Origin of the sequence: Pedobacter sp. L105 (genome assembly GCF_009765875.1) — a bacterium.
Taxonomy (GTDB): Bacteria; Bacteroidota; Bacteroidia; order Sphingobacteriales; family Sphingobacteriaceae; genus Pedobacter.
The window spans coordinates 429,509-454,160 of sequence record NZ_LMUP01000014.1; the positions used below are offsets into that span (position 1 = coordinate 429,509).

At 41.2% G+C, this 24,652-nt stretch carries 26 protein-coding genes and 1 riboswitch; of the genes, 18 read left to right on the forward strand and 8 right to left on the reverse strand.

Features of this window, described 5'->3' with window-relative positions; all coding sequences use genetic code 11:
- Nucleotides 1-79 precede the first annotated feature (79 nt).
- Nucleotides 80-1,291: an inositol-3-phosphate synthase gene (locus GSQ84_RS24930; RefSeq protein ID WP_158800086.1), complete on the forward strand. Its 1,212-nt coding sequence runs from the start codon at nucleotides 80-82 to the stop codon at nucleotides 1,289-1,291.
- 67 nt (nucleotides 1,292-1,358) lie between these two features.
- Here GSQ84_RS24930 and GSQ84_RS24935 read toward each other — a convergent pair whose 3' ends face one another.
- Both GSQ84_RS24935 and GSQ84_RS24940 read right to left on the reverse strand, forming a co-directional pair.
- Entirely contained in the window at nucleotides 1,359-1,523 is a 165-nt protein-coding gene (locus GSQ84_RS24935) for a hypothetical protein (protein ID WP_158800087.1), read from the reverse strand.
- Between the two features lie 29 nt (nucleotides 1,524-1,552).
- Nucleotides 1,553-2,785, reverse strand: a complete 1,233-nt coding sequence (locus tag GSQ84_RS24940; protein ID WP_158800088.1) for a TlpA disulfide reductase family protein — start codon at nucleotides 2,783-2,785, stop codon at nucleotides 1,553-1,555.
- Between the two features lie 171 nt (nucleotides 2,786-2,956).
- On the opposite strand from GSQ84_RS24940, the gene GSQ84_RS24945 reads away from it, so the two are divergent.
- The 12 genes from GSQ84_RS24945 (at nucleotide 2,957) to GSQ84_RS25000 (ending at nucleotide 14,114) form a co-directional block, all read left to right on the forward strand.
- Nucleotides 2,957-4,435, forward strand: a complete 1,479-nt coding sequence (locus GSQ84_RS24945; protein ID WP_216849030.1) for a cobyric acid synthase — start codon at nucleotides 2,957-2,959, stop codon at nucleotides 4,433-4,435.
- Nucleotides 4,436-4,439: 4 nt separating this feature from the next.
- A complete protein-coding gene (locus GSQ84_RS24950) occupies nucleotides 4,440-5,456 on the forward strand; it encodes a histidinol-phosphate transaminase (RefSeq protein ID WP_158800089.1) in 1,017 nt (338 codons plus the stop codon).
- Nucleotides 5,438-6,373, forward strand: coding sequence for an adenosylcobinamide-phosphate synthase CbiB (gene cbiB, locus GSQ84_RS24955; RefSeq protein ID WP_158800090.1), 936 nt, complete (start codon nucleotides 5,438-5,440; stop codon nucleotides 6,371-6,373). The genes GSQ84_RS24950 and cbiB overlap by 19 nt, the downstream gene beginning before the upstream one ends.
- A complete protein-coding gene (locus tag GSQ84_RS24960; protein ID WP_158800091.1) occupies nucleotides 6,373-6,909 on the forward strand; it encodes an AAA family ATPase in 537 nt (178 codons plus the stop codon). Before cbiB ends, GSQ84_RS24960 begins: the two co-directional genes overlap by 1 nt.
- Before the next feature lie 117 nt (nucleotides 6,910-7,026).
- Nucleotides 7,027-7,213: riboswitch (cobalamin riboswitch) on the forward strand.
- 28 nt (nucleotides 7,214-7,241) lie between these two features.
- Nucleotides 7,242-8,405 (forward strand): ABC transporter substrate-binding protein, encoded by a 1,164-nt coding sequence (locus GSQ84_RS24965; RefSeq protein WP_158800398.1) that lies wholly within the window; start codon nucleotides 7,242-7,244, stop codon nucleotides 8,403-8,405.
- A 10-nt stretch (nucleotides 8,406-8,415) separates the two neighbouring features.
- Complete coding sequence (locus GSQ84_RS24970; RefSeq protein ID WP_158800092.1) at nucleotides 8,416-9,444, forward strand: iron ABC transporter permease; 1,029 nt, start codon at nucleotides 8,416-8,418, stop codon at nucleotides 9,442-9,444.
- On the forward strand, nucleotides 9,444-10,472 hold the full coding sequence (locus tag GSQ84_RS24975; protein WP_158800093.1) for an ABC transporter ATP-binding protein: 1,029 nt from the start codon (nucleotides 9,444-9,446) through the stop codon (nucleotides 10,470-10,472). Before GSQ84_RS24970 ends, GSQ84_RS24975 begins: the two co-directional genes overlap by 1 nt.
- 14 nt (nucleotides 10,473-10,486) lie before the next feature.
- Nucleotides 10,487-11,080 carry a cob(I)yrinic acid a,c-diamide adenosyltransferase gene (locus tag GSQ84_RS24980; RefSeq protein WP_158800094.1) on the forward strand — a complete coding sequence of 198 codons (594 nt, stop codon included), beginning with the start codon at nucleotides 10,487-10,489 and terminating at the stop codon, nucleotides 11,078-11,080.
- Between the two features lie 5 nt (nucleotides 11,081-11,085).
- Nucleotides 11,086-11,592, forward strand: a complete 507-nt coding sequence (locus tag GSQ84_RS24985; RefSeq protein WP_174238693.1) for a bifunctional adenosylcobinamide kinase/adenosylcobinamide-phosphate guanylyltransferase — start codon at nucleotides 11,086-11,088, stop codon at nucleotides 11,590-11,592.
- Nucleotides 11,589-12,386, forward strand: a complete 798-nt coding sequence (locus GSQ84_RS24990; protein ID WP_158800095.1) for an adenosylcobinamide-GDP ribazoletransferase — start codon at nucleotides 11,589-11,591, stop codon at nucleotides 12,384-12,386. The genes GSQ84_RS24985 and GSQ84_RS24990 overlap by 4 nt, the downstream gene beginning before the upstream one ends.
- Entirely contained in the window at nucleotides 12,371-12,892 is a 522-nt protein-coding gene (gene cobC, locus GSQ84_RS24995; RefSeq protein ID WP_158800096.1) for an alpha-ribazole phosphatase, read from the forward strand. Before GSQ84_RS24990 ends, cobC begins: the two co-directional genes overlap by 16 nt.
- 118 nt (nucleotides 12,893-13,010) lie before the next feature.
- On the forward strand, nucleotides 13,011-14,114 hold the full coding sequence (locus tag GSQ84_RS25000; RefSeq protein ID WP_158800097.1) for a PAS domain-containing protein: 1,104 nt from the start codon (nucleotides 13,011-13,013) through the stop codon (nucleotides 14,112-14,114).
- Here GSQ84_RS25000 and GSQ84_RS25005 read toward each other — a convergent pair.
- Together GSQ84_RS25005 and GSQ84_RS25010 are read right to left on the reverse strand one after the other, a co-directional pair.
- On the reverse strand, nucleotides 14,111-15,286 hold the full coding sequence (locus GSQ84_RS25005) for an ATP-binding protein (protein ID WP_158800098.1): 1,176 nt from the start codon (nucleotides 15,284-15,286) through the stop codon (nucleotides 14,111-14,113). The genes GSQ84_RS25000 and GSQ84_RS25005 overlap by 4 nt on opposite strands.
- A 204-nt stretch (nucleotides 15,287-15,490) precedes the next feature.
- Nucleotides 15,491-16,327, reverse strand: a complete 837-nt coding sequence (locus GSQ84_RS25010) for an AraC family transcriptional regulator (protein WP_158800099.1) — start codon at nucleotides 16,325-16,327, stop codon at nucleotides 15,491-15,493.
- Nucleotides 16,328-16,437: 110 nt separating this feature from the next.
- Here GSQ84_RS25010 and GSQ84_RS25015 point away from each other — a divergent pair, with 110 nt between their 5' ends.
- Entirely contained in the window at nucleotides 16,438-17,277 is an 840-nt protein-coding gene (locus tag GSQ84_RS25015; protein ID WP_158800100.1) for an alpha/beta fold hydrolase, read from the forward strand.
- A 105-nt stretch (nucleotides 17,278-17,382) separates the two neighbouring features.
- Here GSQ84_RS25015 and GSQ84_RS25020 read toward each other — a convergent pair whose 3' ends face one another.
- The 3 genes from GSQ84_RS25020 to GSQ84_RS25030 all read right to left on the reverse strand — a co-directional run bounded on the left by GSQ84_RS25020 (nucleotide 17,383) and on the right by GSQ84_RS25030 (nucleotide 19,901).
- Entirely contained in the window at nucleotides 17,383-17,949 is a 567-nt protein-coding gene (locus tag GSQ84_RS25020) for a cysteine hydrolase family protein (protein WP_158800101.1), read from the reverse strand.
- A gap of 40 nt (nucleotides 17,950-17,989) precedes the next feature.
- On the reverse strand, nucleotides 17,990-19,222 hold the full coding sequence (locus tag GSQ84_RS25025; RefSeq protein ID WP_158800102.1) for an MFS transporter: 1,233 nt from the start codon (nucleotides 19,220-19,222) through the stop codon (nucleotides 17,990-17,992).
- Nucleotides 19,223-19,283: 61 nt separating this feature from the next.
- Nucleotides 19,284-19,901, reverse strand: coding sequence for a TetR/AcrR family transcriptional regulator (locus GSQ84_RS25030; RefSeq protein WP_158800103.1), 618 nt, complete (start codon nucleotides 19,899-19,901; stop codon nucleotides 19,284-19,286).
- A 182-nt stretch (nucleotides 19,902-20,083) separates the two neighbouring features.
- Between GSQ84_RS25030 and GSQ84_RS25035 the strand changes: the two genes are divergently transcribed.
- The 4 genes from GSQ84_RS25035 (at nucleotide 20,084) to GSQ84_RS25050 (ending at nucleotide 23,628) form a co-directional block, all read left to right on the forward strand.
- Nucleotides 20,084-21,352, forward strand: coding sequence for a hemolysin family protein (locus GSQ84_RS25035; RefSeq protein WP_158800104.1), 1,269 nt, complete (start codon nucleotides 20,084-20,086; stop codon nucleotides 21,350-21,352).
- A 248-nt stretch (nucleotides 21,353-21,600) separates the two neighbouring features.
- Nucleotides 21,601-21,975, forward strand: a complete 375-nt coding sequence (locus GSQ84_RS25040) for a tautomerase family protein (protein ID WP_158800105.1) — start codon at nucleotides 21,601-21,603, stop codon at nucleotides 21,973-21,975.
- 273 nt (nucleotides 21,976-22,248) lie between these two features.
- Nucleotides 22,249-22,830, forward strand: a complete 582-nt coding sequence (locus GSQ84_RS25045; protein ID WP_158800106.1) for a Crp/Fnr family transcriptional regulator — start codon at nucleotides 22,249-22,251, stop codon at nucleotides 22,828-22,830.
- A 324-nt stretch (nucleotides 22,831-23,154) separates the two neighbouring features.
- Nucleotides 23,155-23,628, forward strand: coding sequence for a Dps family protein (locus GSQ84_RS25050; RefSeq protein WP_158800107.1), 474 nt, complete (start codon nucleotides 23,155-23,157; stop codon nucleotides 23,626-23,628).
- A gap of 68 nt (nucleotides 23,629-23,696) precedes the next feature.
- On the opposite strand, the gene GSQ84_RS25055 is transcribed toward GSQ84_RS25050, so the two are convergent.
- Nucleotides 23,697-24,494 (reverse strand): hypothetical protein, encoded by a 798-nt coding sequence (locus tag GSQ84_RS25055; protein WP_158800108.1) that lies wholly within the window; start codon nucleotides 24,492-24,494, stop codon nucleotides 23,697-23,699.
- Nucleotides 24,495-24,652: the final 158 nt, after the last annotated feature.

The window sequence follows — 24,652 nt, forward strand, 5'->3', positions numbered from 1 at the left end:
TATTTTTGCGGATATTAAATGGATGACCCTGCCTTTTAAGCTCTCCATTTGATAAACTAAGAATAACCCAAGTTTAATAATGCAAAACCAAGGAAAAAAAATCAGAGTTGCAATCGTAGGCGTAGGTAACTGCGCTAGTTCACTCGTTCAGGGTGTAGAATATTATACTAATTTTACTGATAGAACATCAGGTTTAATGGCTGATGATATTGGTGGTTACAAAGCAGAAAATATTGAATTCGTTTGTGGATTTGATGTTGATGAAAGAAAAATAGGATTACCATTAAAAGATGCAATTTTAGCTAAACCTAATTGCACGATCATATTGAACCCTGATGTGAAGTCAGAAGCACCAATTTACAGGTCGCCTGTTATTGATGGTGTGTCTCCACAAATGATTGCTTATCCTGAAGCACAACGGTTTGTGATCAAAGACGAATTAAAACATACCGATATTTTAATTGATGCTGCTGCTTACGACAAAAATCAGGTAGCTGATTTACGTAAAGAGATCGTTGCAGCACTTATCAAACATGATGCAGAAGTATTGATCAACTACCTTCCGGTAGGTTCACAGCTGGCTACAGAATTTTATGCAGAGATCTGCCTGGAATTAGGTATCTCGCTTGTAAACTGTATTCCTGTGTTCATTGCTTCAGATCCTGAATGGGAGCAAAGGTTCATCGATGCCGGTATCCCGATCATTGGTGACGACATGCGCAGCCAGTTTGGTGCAAGTATTGTTTCTCAAATGTTGCAGGAATTGGCTTTCGAAAGAGGCCACCATGTAAAAGCACACATTCAGAGAAATGTAGGCGGAAATACAGACTTCCTGAACATGGAAGATAAAAACCGTTTGAAATCTAAAAAGATCTCTAAAGAAAATGTTATCCGCGCACAGAATGACATTAGGGGTATCTCTACTGAAGACAGTTTCCTTCATGCAGGTCCTTCAGAGTATATCGCTTTTTACGGAGACAATAAAGTAGCTAACTTCCGTCTGGAATTAGAAGGTTTTATGGGTGCTCCGGTAATCTTTGATGCACAGTTATCTGTTCAGGATTCACCAAATTCAGCAGGTGTAGTAATTGATGCCATCAGGTATGTATACGTTGCCCGCGAATTAGGATTAGTAGGCGCTTTAAGAGGCCCTTCTGCTTCAACACAGAAAACCCCGCCAGAGCAGATGATGTTCAGCGACGCGATCTATGAATGCCACGCATTGGCAAAACGCGAGTTAACTGCTTCAACCAGAAAACAATTAAAAGTAGCTCAGCCTGCTGTAGTATAATTAAATCATTAACTTGTTTATTCAGGTGAGATCATAAAAAAAGCTGCCCCATAAAGGGCAGCTTTTTTTATGGGTGTTTTTCCGCGTGATAGGGCCTGTTGTCTATCTGATGCCAGTCGGTTCTATATTGTACAAAAGAGTTCTGTATATGGTGATCATTCAATTCCGAAAGATCCTGTAAATCTAACTCACCAAAATAGTAATTACATAACAAAGCCGTTTGATTGTACATTCAAACGGCTTTGTTATGTGATTACAATTTTATTTTTTCAGTAGCTCATTGATTGTCTTTTCAAAGTTTTGTACATATTGAGTATAATACTCACCAGTACCGGGGCCATAAAAATCGGTATGGACGGCAACGACCTTTCCACTTTTATCCAGGATCAAACTGGTAGGGAAAACTTTGATGCTGGTTAGCTGTGGTAAGCTTTTTTCAGTACGCAAGGGATCACCAACAGTAGTTGGCGTAATCAGCATAGGGTAAGTAACGTCAAATTTCTTCTGGAATTTGCGCAGGCTAAGAGTAGAACGCTGAACGTCGGTTGTATATTCATAAGCCAACGCAATGATCTCTACACCGCGTTGTTTGTTATGTTTATAATATTCGCTTAGAAAAGCCATTTCATCCATACAGTTAGGACACCATGACCCCATCAGCTGGATAATCACTACTTTATTTTTATAGCGGGCATCATTGATGGAAACCTGTTTGCCGTCCAGGTCATTAAAACTAAAATCCAGTTTTCCGCTTTCACCGTCTTTTACTTTTGTAATTTCTCCTTCAGGTACCGGGGCGTTGGCATCTTTAACACCTACCCATTGTTGTACCGGAGCTCTACTGCTGTAGAGTGATGCGTCAGTTAGCGAATCTTTATTGATCTTCGCTGTAAACAACATCGCATGTACCCCGTCAAAGGTAGAGAGCTGTAAAAGATCGCCGGTTACTGTACCGGAAAGAAACCGGTAATCACCGGAAGGAGTAAGGATAGAGCCTGTAACTACGTTGCCGTTCTGAGAGAAATTCCCTAAAGCTGGCTCATGGTTACTTCCCCTGATAAAATCTATTTTCCATTTTCCGGCCGCCTGTTGTGAGGCATCGCCGTTCACAGGACTAAACCGGTACTGTTCTTTGGTGGTAGCGCTAAAAGGCATTACATTGTCTTTGGTTGGTCCTCTTTTGATCCACACACCTGCCAGGCTATCTTTTGAAATGATCTTAACCCTGAAGGAAGATTCAAAAACCGGCATATTGATAAATAGGGAGTCTTTCACCACAGTTAAATCGTTTACGAGCATCTTTTCTTCGCCATTTACAACATACCATACTGTTTTTCCCTTTTGCTGTTGTATGTCGATATTAAATATGATTTTCTGACCGTCTTCCCTTAACAGGGCGGCGCGCCAGTTACCCTGCTGAAGCGGAGGCGTTGCCGCTGCGGCATAAAGGGTAAATAAAGTCAATACACTTAAAATCCAGCTTTTCTTATACATATATATTCTGATCTAATTTCATCATTCACCGCTATCGGTGTTAGACACGCAAAGATACGATATTTCAATAAAATCTAGTAATTATGTAGAGTAATAAAATCGTAATTTGTTTTTAAAGAAATCATCGGGCTTACTTGTAAGCTGTAAGATAAAAGTGTAAGATTGCACCAAATGGAAGTGCAAAGGAAACTCAGGCCCGTTATGTTCGTAGGTACCTCATCTGATGTGGGTAAAAGTGTAATCACAGCCGGATTTTGCCGGATATTTAAGCAGGATGGGTATCAGCCTGCACCTTTTAAAGCGCAAAATATGTCGCTGAACAGTTATGCTACGCCTGAGGGCTTGGAAATTGGCCGTGCGCAAGCGGTACAGGCAGAAGCTGCCGGTATTCCCTGTCATACCGATATGAATCCCGTATTGCTAAAACCTACCAGCGACCAGTCTTCGCAAGTAATCCTGCATGGTAAATCGGTAGGCAACCACACGGCGAAGCAATATTTTATGTCGGGCGACCGTACCGTGCTTTTTGAGGAAGTAAAACTTGCTTATGGAAGATTATCCTCCAGGTATTCTCCCATTGTGATGGAAGGTGCCGGAAGTATTTCTGAACTCAACCTTAAGCAGCGTGATATCACCAATATGAGGATGGCGATAGCCGCAGGAGCGGCAACTTATCTTGTAACGGATATCGACCGTGGTGGTATTTTTGCCAGCCTTTACGGTACCATGGCCCTGCTGGAACCTGAAGAGAAAGCTTGCATAAAAGGTATTATCATCAATAAGTTCCGTGGTGATCCGGATTTATTCCTGGAAGGGAAAAAGATGATCGAAGATTTATGCAAAGTGCCTGTAATTGGTATCCTTCCTTATTTCCGTGATATTTTTATTGAAGAGGAAGACGCGGTATCGCTGCGTTACAAACGTAACCAACCCGTAGCTGGTAAAGTAAACATTGCAGTGGTGATGCTGGGAAGGATGTCAAATTTTACAGATTTTGACCGGCTGGATAAAGATACCCGCATCAATTTATATTATACCCATACCGCCGAAGGGATTTCATCTGCAGACATTGTGATCCTGCCAGGCAGTAAAAATACAATAGAAGACCTGCAAGCCCTTAAAAATAACGGACTGGCAGCAGTAATTGCATCTGCTTACCAGCTTGGTAAAACCGTGATCGGCATTTGCGGGGGCTACCAGATGCTGGGAGAGTGGATCAGGGACCCGCTTCAGGTAGAATCTACCCAGGGAGAAATACGGGGACTGGGCATTTTGCCTGTCAACACCGTTTTGCTGGCCGATAAGAAAACCAGTCAGTGTACTTTTACTTACAGGGACTTCCCCGAAAGTTGTAAGGGATACGAAATTCATATGGGAGAAACCCAAACCCCGGAAACTTTTCAACCCGCCGCCCGTTTAGCCAATGGCCATACCGATGGATATTTCTTGTCACAAAAATGCTGGGGCTCTTATCTCCATGGCATTCTGGACAACCAGGTGGTGATTAATGATCTGGTAGCCCCTTATACCACACAACAAGTAGATACGGTAGATTATGAGCAGTTCAGGGAAGAACAATATGATAAATTGGCCGCATTATTAAGAGAAAACCTGGATATTGAACAGGTTTATCAGCAGTTAGCAAATTAGTACTATGTTTCAGGGACACGGAGACGACGGATATCTTTTTAACCAGCCATTAAAGGCTGATTTTAGTACCAATGTATGGGAGGGAGGTTCACCCGCCGGATTGAAAGATTATGTATTTAGCCAATGGGATAAAGTACACCGCTATCCTGAAGTACTGGCTGAAAGTCTTACTAAAAAAATAGCTGCAAATTATGATTTTGACGAAGATAATGTGCTGGTGACCAATGGTAGCACCGAAAGCATTTACCTGATTGCCCAGGCTTTTAAAACCAGCCGTTCTGCAATAGTTATTCCTGCTTTTGCAGAATATGAAGATGCCTGCAGGATGCATGATCATGAACTCAGTTTTCTTCACTGGGACGAATTTAAGGAAGGAAATTTACCAAAAGACGGCCTACTGTTTATCTGTAATCCTAACAATCCCACAGGAGCTGTGATAACAGATCTGGAACTGTATGTAAAAAAATATAAAGAATTATTATTTATTGTAGATGAAGCATTTATAGAGTTCACTTTGTCTATCACTTCTATTATAGGACTTACCCAAAAATACGATAATGTGGTAGTAATGCGCTCTATGACCAAGGCTTATGCTGTTCCGGGTTTACGGCTGGGTTACATCATTGCACACCCTGCTTTGATCCAGCGTTTCAAGGCGTTGAAACTACCCTGGTCGGTCAATGTACTGGCCCTTGAAGCCGGTCACTTTATTTTTGAACATTCCAAGAATATTCAGCTTCCTATCCGGCAAATGCTTCAGGATAAGGAAGGTTTTATGGCTGCGCTGGCCGGTATGCCGATACTCATTCATCCCGGACATACCCATTTTTTCCTCGCAGAATTAACGGCTGGTACTGCTGCTGAATTGAAATTGTTCCTGTTGGAAAAGTTCAGTCTGCTGATTAGGGATGCCAGTAATTTCAGGGGGCTTAGCCCTCAGTTTGTGCGTATCGCCACGTTAAGTGCTGTCAAGAACAATTTACTGATCAATGCTTTATCAGAATGGAAACGTATAGTATAATTGTTATTCCTTTACTGGCAGGTTACCTGCTCGACCTTATTTTTGGTGATCTTCAGCAATTACCCCATCCTGTCCGTTTTTTTGGTACGCTGATCGGTTTAGCGGAAAAATACTTAAACCAGGGCAAATGGAAATTCCTGAAAGGAATGGCTGTTACCCTGGTGCTTTGTTCTGGTACTTACCTTGTTTTCTATGCTGCCATCCATTTTTTACTCACCTACTGTGTACCCCTGTATTTTATCTTTGCCACTATCTTTATGTATTACGCACTGGCCAATAAAGGGCTCATCACCGAAGGGAAAAAGGTTTTTGATGCTTTAAATTTGCTGGGCCTTGAAGCGGGAAGAAAACAGCTGTCATGGATTGTAGGACGAGATACTTCTGCATTGAGTGCGCAGCAGATTCGGATAGCGGTATTTGAAACCATGTCGGAGAATCTGAGTGATGGTGTAATTGCACCCTTATTTTTTTATTTTGTGGCCGGGGTACCTGGAATGCTGACTTATAAAATGATCAATACACTGGATTCCATGATTGGCTACCGAAATGACCGTTATGAATACTTTGGGAAGTTTGCCGCCCTTCTGGATGATGTGGTAAACTATATTCCTGCGCGGATCACCGCAGTGCTGATGGTATTGGTTTCATTTAGCTGGCGCGGATGTAAGTTTGTTCTGCGTTACGGTCACCACCACAAGAGTCCTAATTCCGGCTATCCTGAAGCGGCACTGGCCGGTATTCTGGACGTGCGTTTTGGCGGCCCAAATGTGTATCACGGCGTGATGGTAGATAAACCTTATATCGGAACCAACGACCGTGAAATTAAACATGAAGAATTTAAGGTGGTCAGCAGCATCAACCAGGGCGTCTGTTTAATCACGGTTTTATCACTCGTGATCTACTTTTTTCACCGCTAATGGAATTTCAAAAATATATTATCACCGGTGGGCCGGGTTCAGGTAAATCTACCTTAGTTGCCGGATTAGAGGAGCAAGGTTATGCCTGTTCTGCAGAAATATCCCGGAAAATGATCCAGGCAGAGGTAGCCAGGGGATCTGATTGCCTGCCATGGAAAGATATTGCCTGTTTTTCTGATAAGGTAATTCTGGAAATGGCCAAAGCCTGGCAGCAGGCTTCTGCTAATTCCCTTACTTTTTTTGACAGGGGCATACCCGATGTAATTGCCTACCTGCATATCGCAAAGCTTCCTGTACCTGTAAATTACCTGGATAGTTTAGCACAGCATCCTTATGCGCAAAAGGTATTTATACTTCCTCCCTGGGAAGGGATTTATATCAATGATAATGAACGCTGGCAAAGTTTTGAAGAAGCCTCATTAATATATACGGCTATCAGGGATACCTATTCCGGTTTTGGCTTCGAGCTGATTGAAGTGCCCAAGGTTTCGCTGCAGGAGCGGATAGCGTTCGTTTTAAAAGCTGTTTTTTTGTAACCTGATCAATTGTAGCTTATTATCTTGTATATTAAACTCATTGAGTTCGATGAATTATGAAAATATGGTTCATCGATGAACTTAATTGCGAAATATAATCAGAGTTGAAATTTTTCTTTTAGGTTTGCAGCATTAGGTAGTGTTTCTAAGGAAACACTTTAATAGGGAATGCCGGTGTAAATCCGGAACAGTCTCCGCTGCTGTAAACCTCATTTAAAAAACCGCTGTGATGCCACTTTCTGCAAAGAGGGGAAGGTTGTGGTTAGAGGAAGTCAGAAGACCTGCCTTATAATTGTTTAATTACGCTTTCGGAAGAAAGGCCAATGATGATGATGAAAAAAATAAACTCTTCTCCGGCAGGAATACTTTCCTGTTTACTGGTTATGCTGTTTTGTACTGTTTCCTGTAAACGTACTCCGGCAGCTAAACAACACCGTGCAGCAAAAACAGGCAGTGCAACTATCAAATACGCCAAAGGTTTTGGCATCGATTATTACGATCATTACAAGCTTGTCAGCATTTACAGCGGCAGTGGTACTGCTACAGATACTACCCGATATGTGCTGGTTCCCCGGGGGACCAAAGCTCCCGAAGGTTACAACAAAGCACAGCTGATAGAAATCCCTGTCAAAAGCCTCGTTGCTACTTCTTCAATGCATGTGGCCCTTGCTGAATTTGCAGGTAGTGCTGATGCCATTACCGGCTTAGGTAGTTTTCAATATATCACCTCGGCTATAGTCAGGAAAAACATCGCCGCAGGCAAAATCAAAGAAGTAGGAACGGAGGGTACCATGAACAACGAAATGCTGATCACCATGAAACCGGGATTAGTGATGGTAACTGGAAATCCGGCTGCAAAATTCAGTGCTTATGCCACCTTAACCGGGGCGGGGGTGCCTGTGATGCTCAACTCAGAATGGCTGGAAACTACCCCGCTAGGGCGTGCCGAATGGGTAAAACTAATGGCTGCGCTGATGGACAAAGAAGATTCGGTAAATGCGAAATTTAAACGCATAGAAACCGCTTATACCCGTTTGGCAGCAATGGGACAGAAAGCGGTAAGCAAGCCGTCTGTGGTTAGCGGAATGCCTTACAAAGGAACCTGGTATGTGCCTGATGGCGATAGTTATATGGTGCAATTTTTTAAAGATGCCGGTGCCGCTTATCAGTGGGCAAATACCAAAGAAAAGGGGAGCTTAGCCCTCAATTTCGAGACCGTGGCCCCTGTAGCATTAAAGGCCGACTTTTGGCTTAACCTGGGCGAGGTGAATACCAAAAAAGACGTACAGGCCATTGATGTTCGCTATGCAGATTTTAAGCCCTTTAAAAATGGCAACCTGTTTAACAATAATGGAAAAGTAAACAGCCTGGGGGCAAACGACTTTTGGGAATCTGGTGCGGTTAACCCGGATGTGGTTCTGGCCGATCTGATCTTTATCCTCCATCCCGATCTGCTGCCCAACCATCACCTGGTTTATTATAAAAAACTAAACTAATTCTACGGCATTGAACAAACTCAAAGTTTCCCTGTTACTTTTCCTGTTGCTGGCCGCATTTCTACTGGATGTGGCCCTGGGATCAGTACATATTCCTGTAAAGGAAGTGGTAAGGGTATTGTTTACGCCACATTCAGATAACGCCACCTGGACTTATATCATTGAAAAGATCAGGCTACCCAAAGCATTAACAGCTATCATTGTGGGCTGCGGACTTTCAGTAAGCGGCCTGCAAATGCAAACGCTGTTCAGAAATCCGCTGGCAGACCCTTCAGTACTGGGTATTACCGCCGGAGCAAGCCTTGGCGTAGCACTGGTAATGCTTTCTGCGGGAAGTATCACCACTATCTATACCATCCAGGCACTGGGTATTTCTGGGAGTTGGTTAATTATCCTGGCTGCTTCTTTGGGTGCAGCCTTAGTAATGGTGCTCATTGTATCCCTCTCTTCTTCCTTAAAAGACAATGTAGTTGTGCTTATTGTAGGTGTAATGATCGGTAATATTACCCTGTCTGTCATAAGTATCTGGCAATACTTTAGTGCCCCGGAACTAATTAAGGATTACCTGATATGGACTTTCGGTTCGCTGGGCGGCGTAACAGGCAACCAGCTGCTTATCCTGGCTGTGGTTGTGCTGGCAGGATTGCTACTTTCATTTTTGTCGTCCAAATTGCTGGATGCTTTGTTACTAGGCGACAATTACGCCCGCAGTATGGGTTTAACCGTCAAGCGTGCCCGCCTCCTCATTATCGGCAGCACCAGTATTCTTGCCGGGGGCATCACTGCCTTTTGCGGGCCAATAGGCTTTATCGGTATTGCCGTGCCGCATCTGGCACGTGCTATCTTTCAAACTTCCAGCCACCGGATCTTAATTCCGGCCTGTTGCCTCATCGGTACATTACTTATGCTCTGCTGTGATATTATTGCACAATTACCCGGAAGCCAGACCGTATTGCCTATTAACGTGATCACTGCGCTGATTGGTTCGCCAGTGGTGATCTGGATCATTGCGGGGCCTAATAAGTTAAGGGGGTTCTGATGGCCGGAAAAACGCCCATATTACATACCGATAACCTTGTTGTTGGTTACCAGGCAGGAAAAAAAAATGCCAAGGGTGTGGCCGGCACCTTAAACCTCAACCTTTATGCTGGTGAGCTGGTTTGTTTGCTGGGGCCTAATGGATCTGGTAAATCTACCTTATTACGGACAATTGCAGGCTTACAACCTTCGCTGCAGGGGACTGTTAAATTGGACGGTGAAGAACTTACACAGCTCAAACCTACGCAAATAGCCAAAAAAATCAGCCTTGTCCTTACAGATAATGTTCGTTCCGGTAACCTGGATGTATATGCTTTAATTTCCCTGGGGCGTTACCCGCATTCCGGATGGTTAGGTACATTAAGTGAGGAGGATAAGCAAGCCATTGATTATGCCATCAAAGTGACCGGGACAAGTGAATTTCTGAACAGGAAGATGGATAGCCTTAGTGACGGCGAATGTCAGAAAGTAATGCTGGCCCGCGCGATTGCACAGGACACTCCGTTGATCATGCTGGATGAACCTACAGCTCATCTTGACCTGCCTAGCCGTATCCAGCTAATGCGGTTGCTCCACCAGCTGGCGAAGGAAACAGGGAAGGCTATTTTGATTTCTACCCATGAGCTCGACCTGGCCTTACAGTCGGCCGATTTTATCTGGCTCATGAGCAGCGGCAGCCATTTCGCTGCCGGACTACCTGAAGAACTGATCTTAAACGGGGCTTTTCAACAGGCCTTTGATAAAGACGGAATTGAGTTTGATATCGCTACCGGCACTTTTCCATTACATCAATCCCTGGCAAAAGCTATCACTGTAGAAGGAACCGGTGCAGCTGCTTTCTGGACCAAAAAAGCACTGAACAGAAAGGGTTATCGTATTTTAGCTGATCAGGAGCAAAGCATCATCATTTCTACCGAAACTGGTGAAACTTTATGGATCGTAATGCAAAATAATGAATCTGGCATTTGTCATTCCATCACTGAATTGCTACTGCTGTTGCAGGATTCATCGAATAAAAATTTAGAATAAAAAATAGCTACAAAATGAAGATATATACCAAAAAAGGCGACAAAGGGACAACCGGACTTTTCGGGGGCAAACGTGTAGATAAAGATAATGTACGTGTAGAATGTATTGGCACGCTGGATGAAGTAAATTCTACTATCGGTATGCTTAGGGTAAAACTGGGCAATACACATGAATGGCAACCCAATCTGCATAAGATCCAGAAAGATATGATGGACATGATGTCTCACCTTGCGCGTCCTTCTGATACCACTAAGATCAATACCAATCCTATGCCGGAAGACGGTCCTGTGTTCTGCGAGACCTGGATCGATGAACTGGAAAGTGCCATGACCCACCCTTCAGATTATTTTATTCTGCCGGGAGGAAATGAAATCTCTGCTTTATGCCATATGGTAAGAACGCAAATGAGAAGAGGTGAACGCAGGTTAACCAGCCTGATCAAAACTGATGAAGTAAATGAAACCATTCCGGCTTATATCAACCGACTTTCTGACCTGTTCTTTACCTTATCACGTGCAGAAATGGACAAGGCGGGCGTAGCAGAAGAGAAATGGCAGCTTTTCCTTTACAAGCGTTACAAAACTACAGACCCGGCAACTAAACCTTAATCTGTATGCTCATTTTTGTAACAGGAGGGGTAAGGAGCGGTAAAAGTGCTTATGCGCAGCAGCGTGCCCTGGAGATTTGTGCCGATCCGGTTTATGTAGCTACGGCGAAGATCTGGGATGAAGATTTTAAAGCCAGGGTAAAGCGTCACCAGGATGACCGAGGGCCGGAATGGACAACCTTCGAGGCTTATCGCGACCTGCATCTGCTTCCGCTGGATAACCGTACCGTAGTGATCGATTGCGTAACGCTTTGGCTCACGAATTTTTTCATGGAGCGGGATAATGACATCGAACTTTCACTGTCAGATTTTAAAAAAGAGATAGATCAGCTCGCCATTTTGCCCGGTACTTTTATCATTATTTCGAACGAATTGGGAATGGGTATGCACGCGGAAACGGCCTTAGGGCGTCAGTTTGCCGATCTGCAGGGATGGGCAAATCAGTATGTTGCAGCAAAGTCTAAAGAAGCTGTATTTATTGTCTCCGGAATTCCATTATTTTTGAAACAATGAAAAAAGAAATACGGCTTTTTTTTACGGCACTTACCTTTTATTCCCGTTTGCCTGCACCAGCATCTGCACATCAGGATCCCGCCGGTCAGCTGCCTGATTCCATTAGGTACCTACCAGTAATTGGCTGGATAGCAGGTTTGTTGGCTGCTGCCGTTTTTTTCTGTTCAAGTTATTTATTTGGACTTTCCATTGCTGTATTTTTATCCATGGCCGCTACTATATTAATGACCGGCGCTTTTCACGAAGATGGATTTGCCGATGTATGTGATGGATTTGGAGGCGGATGGACCAAAGAAAAGATCCTGGATATTATGAAAGACAGCCGTTTAGGAACCTATGGGGTAACCGGGCTGATCTTATTGCTGGGTATTAAATTTATGGCATTGCAGCAGTTGCTGGGGGCAGCAACACAACCAATGGATTTCATCTGCATTACCGGGCTGTTCGTAGTGGCACATTCCCTGAGCAGGTTTGCGGCGATTACCGTAGTTTTTAACCACAGTTATGCCCGTATTGCCGAAAGCAAAGCCAGCGGTGCCGTAGAAAAGGGAAGGCCGGTCAATTTGATTTTAGCAGGCTGTTTTACCTTATTGCCTTTGTTCGCATTGATCTGTTATACATCCAGACCTTTAATGGCGCTGGTCATTGTTCCTGTTATTTTATTAAGTTTTTACCTGGGCGGTTATTTTAAAAAATGGATTGGCGGTTACACGGGCGATTGCCTGGGTGCTGTACAGCAACTCACCGAAGTAACCATTTATCTTTCTTATATCCTGTTATGGAAATTTACCTGATCAGGCATACTACACCGCTTATTCAAAAAGGATTGATCTATGGACACCTGGATGTTCCACTGGCCGAAACTTTTGAAGAAGAAAAAGAAACTGTGCTCTGGCAGCTGCCGCCTGTTATAGATGGGGTTTACTCAAGTCCTTCTATCAGATGTGCCCGCCTTGCAGCAGCTATTTCTCCTGCCTATCAGGAAGATGAAGCTTTGAAAGAACTTAACTTTGGCGACTGGGAAGGAAAAACATGGGATACGATCAACCGTCAGGATTCCGACCGGTGGATGAACGATTTTGTTCATCTTTCCCCGCCAAATGGCGAAACGATGCTGCAAATGGAAGAGCGCATTCTGGATTTCTGGAATCATGTATTGCAACAGCCTTACCAGCGGGTGGCAGTAGTTACCCATGGCGGAGTAATCCGCATCTTGCTGGCCAGGCACCGTTCTATCCAGTTAAAAGATGCTTTTACTATTCCTGTAGCCCTGGCTGAAGTAATCAGGCTATCTGTTTAAACCATGCAACCCTAATCTGGTTTCCTGCATCAATAGTTTCATTATTCTGGCACAGTAATTATACAATAATATACTTATCTTTATTAGTTTCTACACCTTCAATATCGTATTATACAAAATGGAAAACAAAGTACTTGAAATCTTAAAGCACATGAATGATCATTCTGAAGAAGTGATTTTCATATTTGATCCTTATAATTTTGTTTTTTTATACTTTAATGATGCGTTGGAATACATTGCCAAAATAAAAAAGGATTCCTGCATTCAGGATCCGCATAAACTGCTGGATATTGTACATCAGGAAGACCTGGATTATATCAGGGAAAGCCTAAAATATCTGCTCACCAGAACAGGAAGCAGCCTGCTCAATTTCAGAATTATTCGTCCTGATCAAACAGAGCGATGGATCCGTGCTAAAATTTATCCCATCATAGAAGAAGGTAAGGTGCGTTACCTGAGTGGCTCTGCAGAAGATGATACGATGCGTAAAAACAGCATTTTTAATATGCAGAGAATAAATGGCTGGAAAAACTCAACACTCGAAATCTTGTCCCATGACTTAAGAGGCCCTTTGGGAACGGTTAAAATGCTGGCCTCCATTATTTCTAACCGGTTGCCTGAGCCGGATGATCATGAAATCCGCAAATTGAGTACCATGATCATCGACCTGGCCAACCGCAATATGGAGCTGATCCAATCCTTGCTGAAAAGAGAAATATTAGAAACTGCCGAAGTGCAGCTCAGTAAAGAAAGATTAAATGTAGTATGGGAAGTGCATGAAGTGCTTGATGTTTATATCAAAGCCCAGGCAGAAATTAAAAAAACTATCAGGCTCACTTATTCACATGATAAAATCTACGCAGAAATTGATAGTATGCAATTTGTTCAGATATTAAATAATTTGGTTTCAAATGCAATCAAATTTACCCCAGAAAATGGCGAGGTCAAGATCCATATAGAAAAATTAGAGGAATCTTTTTTGGTAACTGTAAGCGATAATGGAATTGGCATCCCAAAAAGCCTGCAGCCGGTATTATTCAATAAATACACCACAGCTGGCAGGGACGCCATAGACGGGCAGTCTCCGGTTGGCTTGGGGATGTGGATTGTTAAGCTGCTCACAGAAGCCCATGATGGCAGGATCTGGTTTGAAAGTGAAGAGGGGAAAGGCAGTACTTTTTATGTTGAATTACCCAAAGGCAAATATATCCTGGAAGACTAATAATATTCTGAGCCTGCGGCATCGGGGAGGGTAAACCAGAATTGAGATCCCTTTCCGATTTCACTTTTTACACCCATACTTCCCCCATGCCTTTTGATAATCTCAGCAGAGATATACAACCCAAGTCCAAGGCCCGATGTTGTACTTTCTTCACTTTTCACCCTGAAATAGCGCTCGAAAAGTTTGGAAAGGCTATCCTCCGGAATTCCCGGTCCCTGGTCAATAACCATTACTTTAACACATTTTTCCATTTTTTGAACTTGTACTATGATTTCTTTTACATCGGGTGCATATTTCATCGCGTTATTGATCAGGTTAATTAGTACCTGGTTTATCTTCTGTTCGTCAGCAAAAACCTCCAGGTGATGGTCGCCTTTAAAGGTCAGGTAATATTTCCCTTCCAGTTCAACATGGCTGCAGCATCCATCAATGACATCAGAAAGCTTAAATATAGATTTGTTCAATGCCAGTTGTCCTTGTTCGATTTTTGTGGTATTTAGCAGGTCGTGCACCAGGTTAGTTAATTTTATGGTATGCAATTCTGTCTTTTTACCTATAGAAATAATTCTTTCGTCAATCCCTGGTGCTTTACTCAACAGCTTGTTCATTACCTGTAAACTCGCATATAAACTGGTGATTGGTGTTTTGAGCTCATGACTTGCCACACTAATAAATTCTTCTTTCTGTTGTCTTAGCTTATGTTGTTCAGAAATATCTTCGATAATGGTATATCCTAATGTTTCCCCCTGGTCGGTAAATAAAATGGAAGTTACCCTGCACCAGATTACCGTACCATCTTTTTTCATTAAACATGTTTCCAGGCTGAAGGAGGGTGTTTTCTTATTCCATAAGTTTTGCTGTAGTATTCTCCAATCTTTTTGATATTCTTCGGGTACATAATCAAATATCCTGGTTCCTATAATCTCATCTTTGGTTTTGTAGCCCAATACTTTGAGCATTGCTGCATTAACTTCCATAATCTTCAGGTCTGAAGAGATGATTTTATTTCCAAGACTCGAGCATTCAAAAACTGTTTGAAAACGGACCTGGCTTTCTTCATAAGCCTTTGAAGCTGCATCATTGATTGTTGCTGTTTTACAAATTTCATTCAACTCCTTATTTTCATCAATGAGCAAATCTATTTTTGCTTTAAGAGTTTCTATGATATTCATAAGCTTTGTTCCGGTAAAATAAGTTGCTTAACAAGATTGGTCTCTTATAGTTTTTTTCTGTAGAAATTTATCGTTTATTTTTTTGGAAACAATTCCTGTCCTCACCTGTTCTACTAATGATTTGAACAATCACATTTTCCAGTCTATCTGTGAAATGACTGAGCCCTTATCAATTAACTGGTAAGGGCTTTTTTTTGACGGAAGTTAGTCGCAATTTTTTTTCCTGAAATTAATTGGACTATCACCCCTCATAGACTTATAGAACTGGTGAAAATGGCTGCTATCGTGAAAGCCAAATTCTTTGGCTATTTTCTTTATGTTGGTATTGGAGTTCATCAAGCGGTTTTCAATCAGGTTTATTTTATAATTCTGGCTATAGTCGCGGTACGACTGACCATATGTTTTCTTGAAAAAATTGCTAAAATAGCTTTCTGAAATATGAAACCGATTTGCAATGTTCTTAATCAGTAACAATTCAGGCTGATAGATATTCTCATGGATGTAATCGATAAGATGATCCATATGAGCAGAGGGCGGCTGTTTTCCTAAAGTTTGATAAATATTGCTGCGCACAATGTCTATCAGGGATAGAAATTGATGATATATCCAGGCATCGTTAAGAGAAAGTTGCATGCGCTGTGCATCTATCATATTCATGATTGTGCGTTTAATAATCTGGCTATAGGGACCTTTTAGTTGAATTTTATTATATTTTATCCAAACGTTATGCATCATCTCTTTTATCCGGTCGGGTAGTTTTAGGTCGGCATTAAAAGCGGGGTGCATGGTAATATAATTAAACGTAAATTTTATGATGGTGAAATGGGTTACTGTCTCTACTTCAAAAACGTGATGGTCTGCCGGCGAGATGAGGTAAACATCTCCTGCACTATAAAGAAATGGCTTTTCATTAAGGATATGTGTACCTGCGCCACTATGGATATATATCAATTCATAATAAGTGTGGCTGTGTTTAGGAAAGTGCTGCACACCATCTTCATAATCTTCAATCACCAGCGGTAAAAATTGGACAAGTTTCATAGGTTAGGGAATAGGCAAAGAAATATATCTACATCATAAAGAAGTAAATCTACACTGTTTTTATAGAATAGTTGTCCCAATTTTACAAAATTACCAAAAGAGTTAAGGATATGAAAATGCAACATATAGAGCTGGAAGGAAAACAGTTTGCTTATTATAAAGAAGGCCAAAAAGATAAACCCGCGATTTTGTTTTTGCACGGATGGCCCGAAACGTCTAAAATATGGGAAAAGATCATCCCCGGCTTAGTAGAAGATTATTATATTTTGGCTATTGACTTGCCTGGCCTTGGAGAAAGTGATGGTTTAGACCAATGTGACACGGGCTCTGTTGCAGCGTGGATCCGTAAAATAGTCCTAGCCCTGGGCGTCTCTCATTTCAATTTGGTTTCGCACGATATTGGAAGCTGGGTATCAACTTCCTATGCTTTAAAGTATCCAGAAGATTTAAGGTCTTTAGTATTGATTGATGCAGGTATTCCGGGGATTCTGCCAGATGCATTTTTCTCTTTCCAAAATCACAAAAAAGCATGGCATTTTTATTTTCATGCCGTAGCAGACCTTCCGGAGTTCTTAATTCGAGGACGCGAAAAAGAATACTTTTCGTGGTTTTTCACCAACAAAAGTCATATCAAAACGGCTATTACAGAAAGTGATATCGATTATTATGCACAATTATATAAAGACAAACTTTCCAGCGGGTTTGGCTATTACCGGAATTATAACGAAAGTGTGCAAATTAATAAAAACTTGTTACGGAAATTGCCTCTTCCAGTGTTGGCTATTGGTGGCGAATTTGCGGTGGGTGATCTGATGAAAGACGTTGCAGTTGCCTTATCAGAAAACTGGAGTTTTAAAAACGTAGTAAATTGTGGGCATTTCATACCTGAGGAACAACCTTTGATGTTATTGCAGATACTTCAATCATTTCTTAAGCCTGCATCAATATAAAGGTCTGTCAAATAGTTTTTATTCAATCCAGGCTCACCTTTTCTAAGAATAATTTTGAAAAGACGGCAATTCTCAATTCGGGAATTGCCGTCTTTTTTAGGATAGCTATTTTGTAAGCCACTCGTCAACGTTGATTACCTCTGCCTGATTAGCGAAAATTTTGGTGGTCAGCACGCGGTGAACTTCCTCATCACGGTCTGCACAACAGTCTGCTAAAACGCTTAACTGATAATCCTTATCGGCTGCTTCGCGTAAAGTAGACAGTACTACGCCACTGGTAGCAATGCCCGTTAATACCAGATGCTGGATACCAAAAGCCCGCAATATTACTTCTAAATCGCTACCTGTAAAAGCACTCACACGACGTTTAACTACAGTTACTTCACCATCTGCTGGTGTCAGATCAGGATGCACTTTCATAAATTCATCCATATCGACGTTTGAAAAACGCTCTTTGCCGGCGGCAAAGTTTTTGCTGCTTTTTTCGCTTATTTCCGGGGCACCATTACGGAAGCCTACTACTACATAAATAACAGGGATATTATTGGTGCGTGCGGTAGCTATCGCTTTAGTTACATTATCAAGAATTGTTGTGCCTGCAGGTAACATTGCTACGATACCGGCCTGCATGTCCATTACTAAAAGTGCGGTGTTTGAAGTGTTTTGTTCCATTTTTTTATTGTTTTACTGAAGAAATGACAAAGTTATATTATTAATGATTTGGGTTAGGTTTTACTTTTGATATGAGTTTATAGAATAGCGCGGCGATACATAATGCCATAATTCCCTGGCAAAGCATGGTTAGCGGGGCGCCTATTTTTTGAGAGATGGTACCGATTACTAAACTTCCCAGGGGCAGCATTCCAAAATAGGCCATGGCCATGTAACTCATTACCCGGCCCCTCATTTGTGGAGCGGCCTCTATCTGTATGATGGTAATACTGGTAGACATAGGGGTGATTGATCCCAATCCTAATATCACTGCAAAGGGGAGGGCCATGGCAAAATGGCTCATGCGGGAGAACAAGATCAAACCTGTGCCCAATACCGCAATGCTCAGCAGGAGAACCATTCTTAAATTGATGTCCTTTTTTGCCGAAGCCAGTAAGAAGCTGCCTATTAATGCGCCAAAACCAATGCAACCACTAATGTAGCCGTAGGTAGCTGCATTTCCTTTGAAAACGACTTTAGCAAAAACTGCTTCCATTGTATCATAGGGTAAAATCAATAGGCTTAAACAGGTCAGCAGGAGGATGAGCATACTGATGGCCGGGGTTTGTTTCAGGTAATTAAAACCTTCTGCTAGTTCTGACAAAACCTTTTTCTTAACCAGAGGCGGTTGAAATGCCGGGAACTTCATCAGCAATAGAGAAATAATTACGGCTATGAAACTCACCGCATTAATGATAAAACAAATGCCTGCACCAAATTGCTGCAAAACAATACCTGATAAAGCCGGGCCTACCAGTCTGGCCATGTTCACCATAGCCGAATTTAATGAAATCGCATTTGTCAGATCAGCTTTATCATCAACCATATCATGCACCATAGGTTGTCTTGCAGGTATATCAAAGGCATTGATAATTCCCAATACTGAGCCTAGCGCCAATATTTCCCAGATCACATAGTGATTGGTTAAAATCAATGCCGCCAATAATATGGCCTGTATCATCGATGCCGTTTGGGTAATGATCAATATCTTATACCTGCTGTGCCTGTCGGCAACCACGCCGCCAAACAGGGATAATAAAAACGAGGGAAACTGCTGGGCAAAAACAGCCACCCCAATCATTGTGGCAGAGTGGGTAAGTGAATAAATTACCCAAACTACAGCCGTTCGCTGCATCCAGGTGCCGATCTGTGATATGGATTGACCGGTAAAAAACAAAGCGTAATTATAATTTCTGAAAGCGCGAAAGGTACCAGCTGTTTGGTTTGACTTCATTTTAAATGGGGGTAAGCAATTTGACGTTTTTTGTTATTTTGTCGAAAACAGAACAAATTTTTTATTTATATAATCCGTGCATGACCATCTGGGTTAATTGATCAATGACAGGTTCAATATCACGAACGTTTTTCTCCATCCGCATTTCACGTTTTAAACCGTGTAAAGTACTAAGCATAACAAATATCCGGATATCCAGATCGTTTTTTTCAATGGCCTTTAATTCACCATTCGCTATACCATCAGTTAAAATTTTGTTCAGCAATGTACCTTCCCATTTGATTGTTCCCTGGTGAATAACAAGTTTAGCCTCATTGAAACTTGATATGGCGTCAGCATCCATACCCGATTCCAGGGCATCAAAAAAAGGGCCTTTTTCACGCACCAGTTTAAGTTTACTGACAAAGAAAATATTGATTTTTTCTTCGGTGGTTGTTGCCTGATCTACTGCTTTCGCCATTGTTGCACGTATGGCTTTGAGTTCAAGATTAACTACTGCATCAAGGATTTCATCTTTACTTTTATAATAATAGTAAAGTGAGCTCCTTCCTTTACCAATGGCTTTAGCCACATCGTCCATTGTTACTTTGGCCAGACCGTACATCAGGAACAGCTGTTTAGCAGCTTGCAGAATTTGCTCCTGGATCAGATCTTCTTTGGTGGCGGTGTTTTCAGTCATGGGTAATTGTATAGTGGTACAAATATAGTAATTTTAAACACTTAAACAAATTGTGTCGAAAAGATAATCTGATAATGTTTTGAATATGATTTATTCCCATTTTTAGATAAATCAAAATAAAAACCGCTTCATGAGATTGTTATATTTAATTATTATTTATTGATCTACACTTTATGGCTTTTATGATTATTATCATACTCATTATCCTAAATGGTTATTTTTCATTAGCAGAAATGTCACTGATCTCTGTTAAAAACGCAGAGCTTGCCGATGAGCAAAGTAAAAATAATCCTAAGGCATTCCAGGTATTACAGCTGATCAAAGTTCCTGAAGAGTTTCTAAGCGCTATACAGGTTGGTGCCACATTACTGGGCTTACTGGAGGGGATTTTTGGCGGTGGCATGGTCGCAGCACAATTGGATCACTGGTTTCTGTTACTCGGCATGAGCAGCTTTGTGGCGCATATTGCAGGTCTTGTGATTGGCATCGGTGCCGTTACTTATCTCAGCCTTGTATTCGGTGAACTTGTGCCTCAATCTATCGCGCTTCAGATGCCGCTTAGGGTGTCATTGGCCATTGCACCGTCTTTGGTGATCTTCTCCAAAGTATTATATCCATTTATAAAATTGCTTACGGCAAGCACACGTTTTATTCTCTCTGCCTTATCCATAAAGAAAGCTGGGCATAAAAAAATATCTGAAAAAGATTTAAAAGGTATGTTGGGTACAGCCTACAAGCAAGGTCTGCTGGGTAAACAACAGCTCTGGATGCATGAGAATTTATTTGCTTTTGATGACCTGAAAGCAAGAAACATCATGAAACCGGCACGAATCGTCATCTGTCTTTCGAATGACTGGACAAGGGAACAGGTCATAGAAGCGATCAGGAAGCGCCCTTATTCTTATTTTCCCGTTTATCAGGATGATCCTTCTCATATTATCGGTGTGCTTCATGTCAAAGAATTTTTTCTAAATGAAACTGCCGAATGGCATCAGAGTATTAATTATAATTGCGCTGTTCCTGAAAACGCTGCGGTAAGGGATGTATTTAATATTTTCAAAGAAAAGAAGGTTGATTTTGGGATGGTTGTTGACGAAGGAAAGAAGTTTTTGGGTGTTATTGCTATGCAGGATATTATGGAAGGTGTTTTCGGGGATATTCCGGAATTGGAAGACTACAAGGCCTATCTATATGAGAAATCTGATAACGTGTGGATCGCCGAGAATTTCATTCATTTGCAACGTATCCGCAATACACTAAACCTGAACTGGTTGAGGGATTATGAAGCGAAATACCTAAGCTTAGCCGATCTTTTTGCCGGTGAAACTGCTTTACTAACCGACGATGGGACAATTACCCTGAATGGAGTAACTTTCGAGATCATTGCTGGATCAAAAGATAATCCTCAAACGATACAAATCAAACTGCCTGCAATTAAGTCAGGAAGTTAAACCTGTATATCCTACTACTAAAAGCCAGGGGTTAATCATCTCTGGCTTTTATTTTCCAGCAACCTGTCGAAATTTCTCTGTCCGGGTAATTGAAAATATAAAAGCTGTGACAAATGTCAATTTCAAATTGTGTCATATGCCTTCGTTGCAGCAACCATGAAATCCCCAAATTTGTTTCAGCAAATCGGTCATACGATTGCAGTAAAATAAAAATAATAGTATTAAAAAACAATTAGGAGGATAACATTATGCCATTCGCACGTATCGATTTACTTAAAGGAAAAACCACTGAATATCGCGCTACTGTAGCCGACATCGTTTACAAAGGGATTGTAGATGTTCTGAAAGCGCCAGATGGCGACCGTTTCATAGTCATTAACGAGCATACACCCGACAATTTAATCTACGACCAAAACTTTCTTGGCTGGGATCGATCGCCTGATTTCATTCTGATCCAAGTGACCAGTACTGTAGGAAATAATGTAGATTCGAAGCTTGCCTTCTTCCGCTATATAGCTGATGAATTGAAGAGTAAGCTATCTGTACGGCCTGATGACGTCATGATCAACATGGTTTTTGTTGACCGCTCGGATTGGTCGTTCGGTAACGGGGAACCTTGGTAATAAACACCTGAAAACAATCATGCGGAAGAGTTACTTAACAGGTAATTCTTCCTTTTATCAATAGTAAATGTTAAGGGGATCATCATTCTGTTCAGGTAATTATCAGGAGTAACTGTAACGCAAATCCGGATCAGGTACTACTATCACAGCGCAATAATAGCACACGAATAGTCAGGTTAAAAAAATTGCAATGAGTATCTATGTTTAAGAGATCATCAAAATTGAATAGGGGCACCTGTATTAAATGCGATGGCTTTTATTACATTTGCTTAGATGTTTGAAGTTTTTGCAAAATACCTGCGTAACCACATAGAAATTTCAGATGAAGATCTGGAGCTGATCCATGCGGGTAGTGTTGAAAGGCACTTGCGTAAATGGCAGCCATTAGCGCAGGACGGAGATATTTGGCTGACCAATTGTTTTATCGCCAGCGGATGTTTACGGATTTACGCAATCGGGGAAGACGGTAAAGAACATACGTTCAGGTTTGGTATAGATAATTGGTGGGTAACTGACGTGGAAAGTTATAATCACGAGAAGCCTTCTATGTTCACTATCGAAGCACTGTCTGCAAGCACTGTGATCATTTGGACGAAACAGAAATGGACGGAATTAATGACGGCCATTCCGGCTTTAAAAGAGTTCCAGGAAACCCTGATGGCCAATAGTTATGAAGCCAGCCAACGCCGCATATATTCGCTCATCAGCTCATCCGCTGAAGAAAAATATAATGAATTTCAGAAAACATATCCCGGTGTTTTTAACAGGGTGCCATTACATATGGTAGCCTCTTATCTAGGGGTATCAAGGGAAACTGTCAGCAGATTACGAAAAGAATTTAGCAGGCAAAATTAAGCAATACCTGCTGATCATGAGTAGCGCTGCTTTTTTTTATATCTGCTAATAGATAAGTATACATACTACTGTATTATAATTCGAAGGCTCTTTTCAACCGCCCGGTAGCATAACCCACATAAGCTGCGTAAGCATCATTAACCTCTGCTAATTAACATGAAAAGGTATTAATATGCTATCGTTTGGCTTATAGTACTTATCGTCAAGATAATAGATATTGTTATTAAATCTAATTTTTGAGAAATAATAATTTCTATCTTTACTCAAAATATAAGAAAACTGATACCTAATTTAAAATCAACACAAAATTAAATCAATTACATTATGGAACCAGGCATTGGAATCACACCAGAAAATCGTTTAGAAGTTTCACACATTTTGAATGCTATTTTAGCAGATGAGTTTTTATTGTATACTAAAACCAAAAACGCCCATTGGAACGTTGAAGGGATAGATTTTCATAGCAAACACTTGTTTTTTGAAGTACAATTTAAACAACTGGATGAGATCGTTGATAGCGTAGCCGAACGTATCCGGTCTTTAGGACATTATGCGCCTGCCACCCTTAAAAGCTTTCTGGAGTTAACTCATTTTTCAGAACGTTTGCACGAACTAAACAATTCAGATGGTTTTATAAAAGAACTTTTATCAGACCATGAGGGTCTTATCATTCACCTCAGAGAAAACATTGATCATTTTGCAAATGGATTAAAGGATTATGGCACCAGCGATTTTATCACAGGATTGCTTGAAACACACGAAAAAATGGCCTGGATGCTAAGATCACATTTAAAGTGATGTAAATGACTACAGGTTAAAATTAAAAAAGGCCAATTCAGGCCTTTTTTAATTTGTTGGAAGTAGACTTAGAGCGTGAGACTTACTTTTATTTGTAGATTACTTACGGGAATATTTGCTTTTCCGTGGCTCGAACCAGAAATGTCTTCAGACTGATAAGTGCTTTTGACATTCCCTGAGATATAATCTAAAGCTAGTCCGATCGCTTTTCTGCGTATAGTTAGGCCGAATGACTTTTGGAAGCCAAATGCGATCCGGTTTTTTATGGATTCAGCATTAAAACCTTCATCCTCGTTTTGAGCCTGATCATCCACAAATGAAAAATACCTGGTGATTGTATTGCCGTTATCTTCAGTATAGTTCAAATCAAAATACCTGATAGTAGGTGCAATCTGTGCCCGTATATCGATCACCAGATTTTCAATTGGATTAAAGGACACTACTGGACCGAGTTTAGAGGATATGGCGGCTGCTATTTTAGTGTCCTCTACAGCGTACTCCGGAGACCCTGAAGCCTTTCCATAGGCATCCCATTTGTCCATTTTATTATAATTTAAGGAGGAATACGTCCAATCGAGTCCCAAATTGACCAATCTTCTTTTATCTTTTTTCATAAAATAAAACACTCTTCCAGTTTCAAAAACAAAGCCGGAGCTTGCACCATAATTTCCTTTTAAAATGTTTTGCAGGGGTGATAAATTATTATCGAGGGAATTACCCAGACTAGTGAATCCCAGCCGGATATAACCAGCCCGGTAAGCAGATCTTTCCTGTGCCTGGAGTTGCATATTGTCAAATAGAAAGACGGTAAACAGAATAACGCAGGTTAATGAATAAAATTTTTTAGTGGTAATTTTTGAGTGCATGTTTAATTGATTTTGTGAATTGAGATTGTTTATTTATTAATTTTTTTTTCGAATGCTATTGATTGGCTGAAAGAAGAGATATACCTGAAGTAGTGCTAAAACGTTAAAAAAAACCTTAATCGCTATATGTTTTTTGCATTGTTAATTCTTGTGTTTAT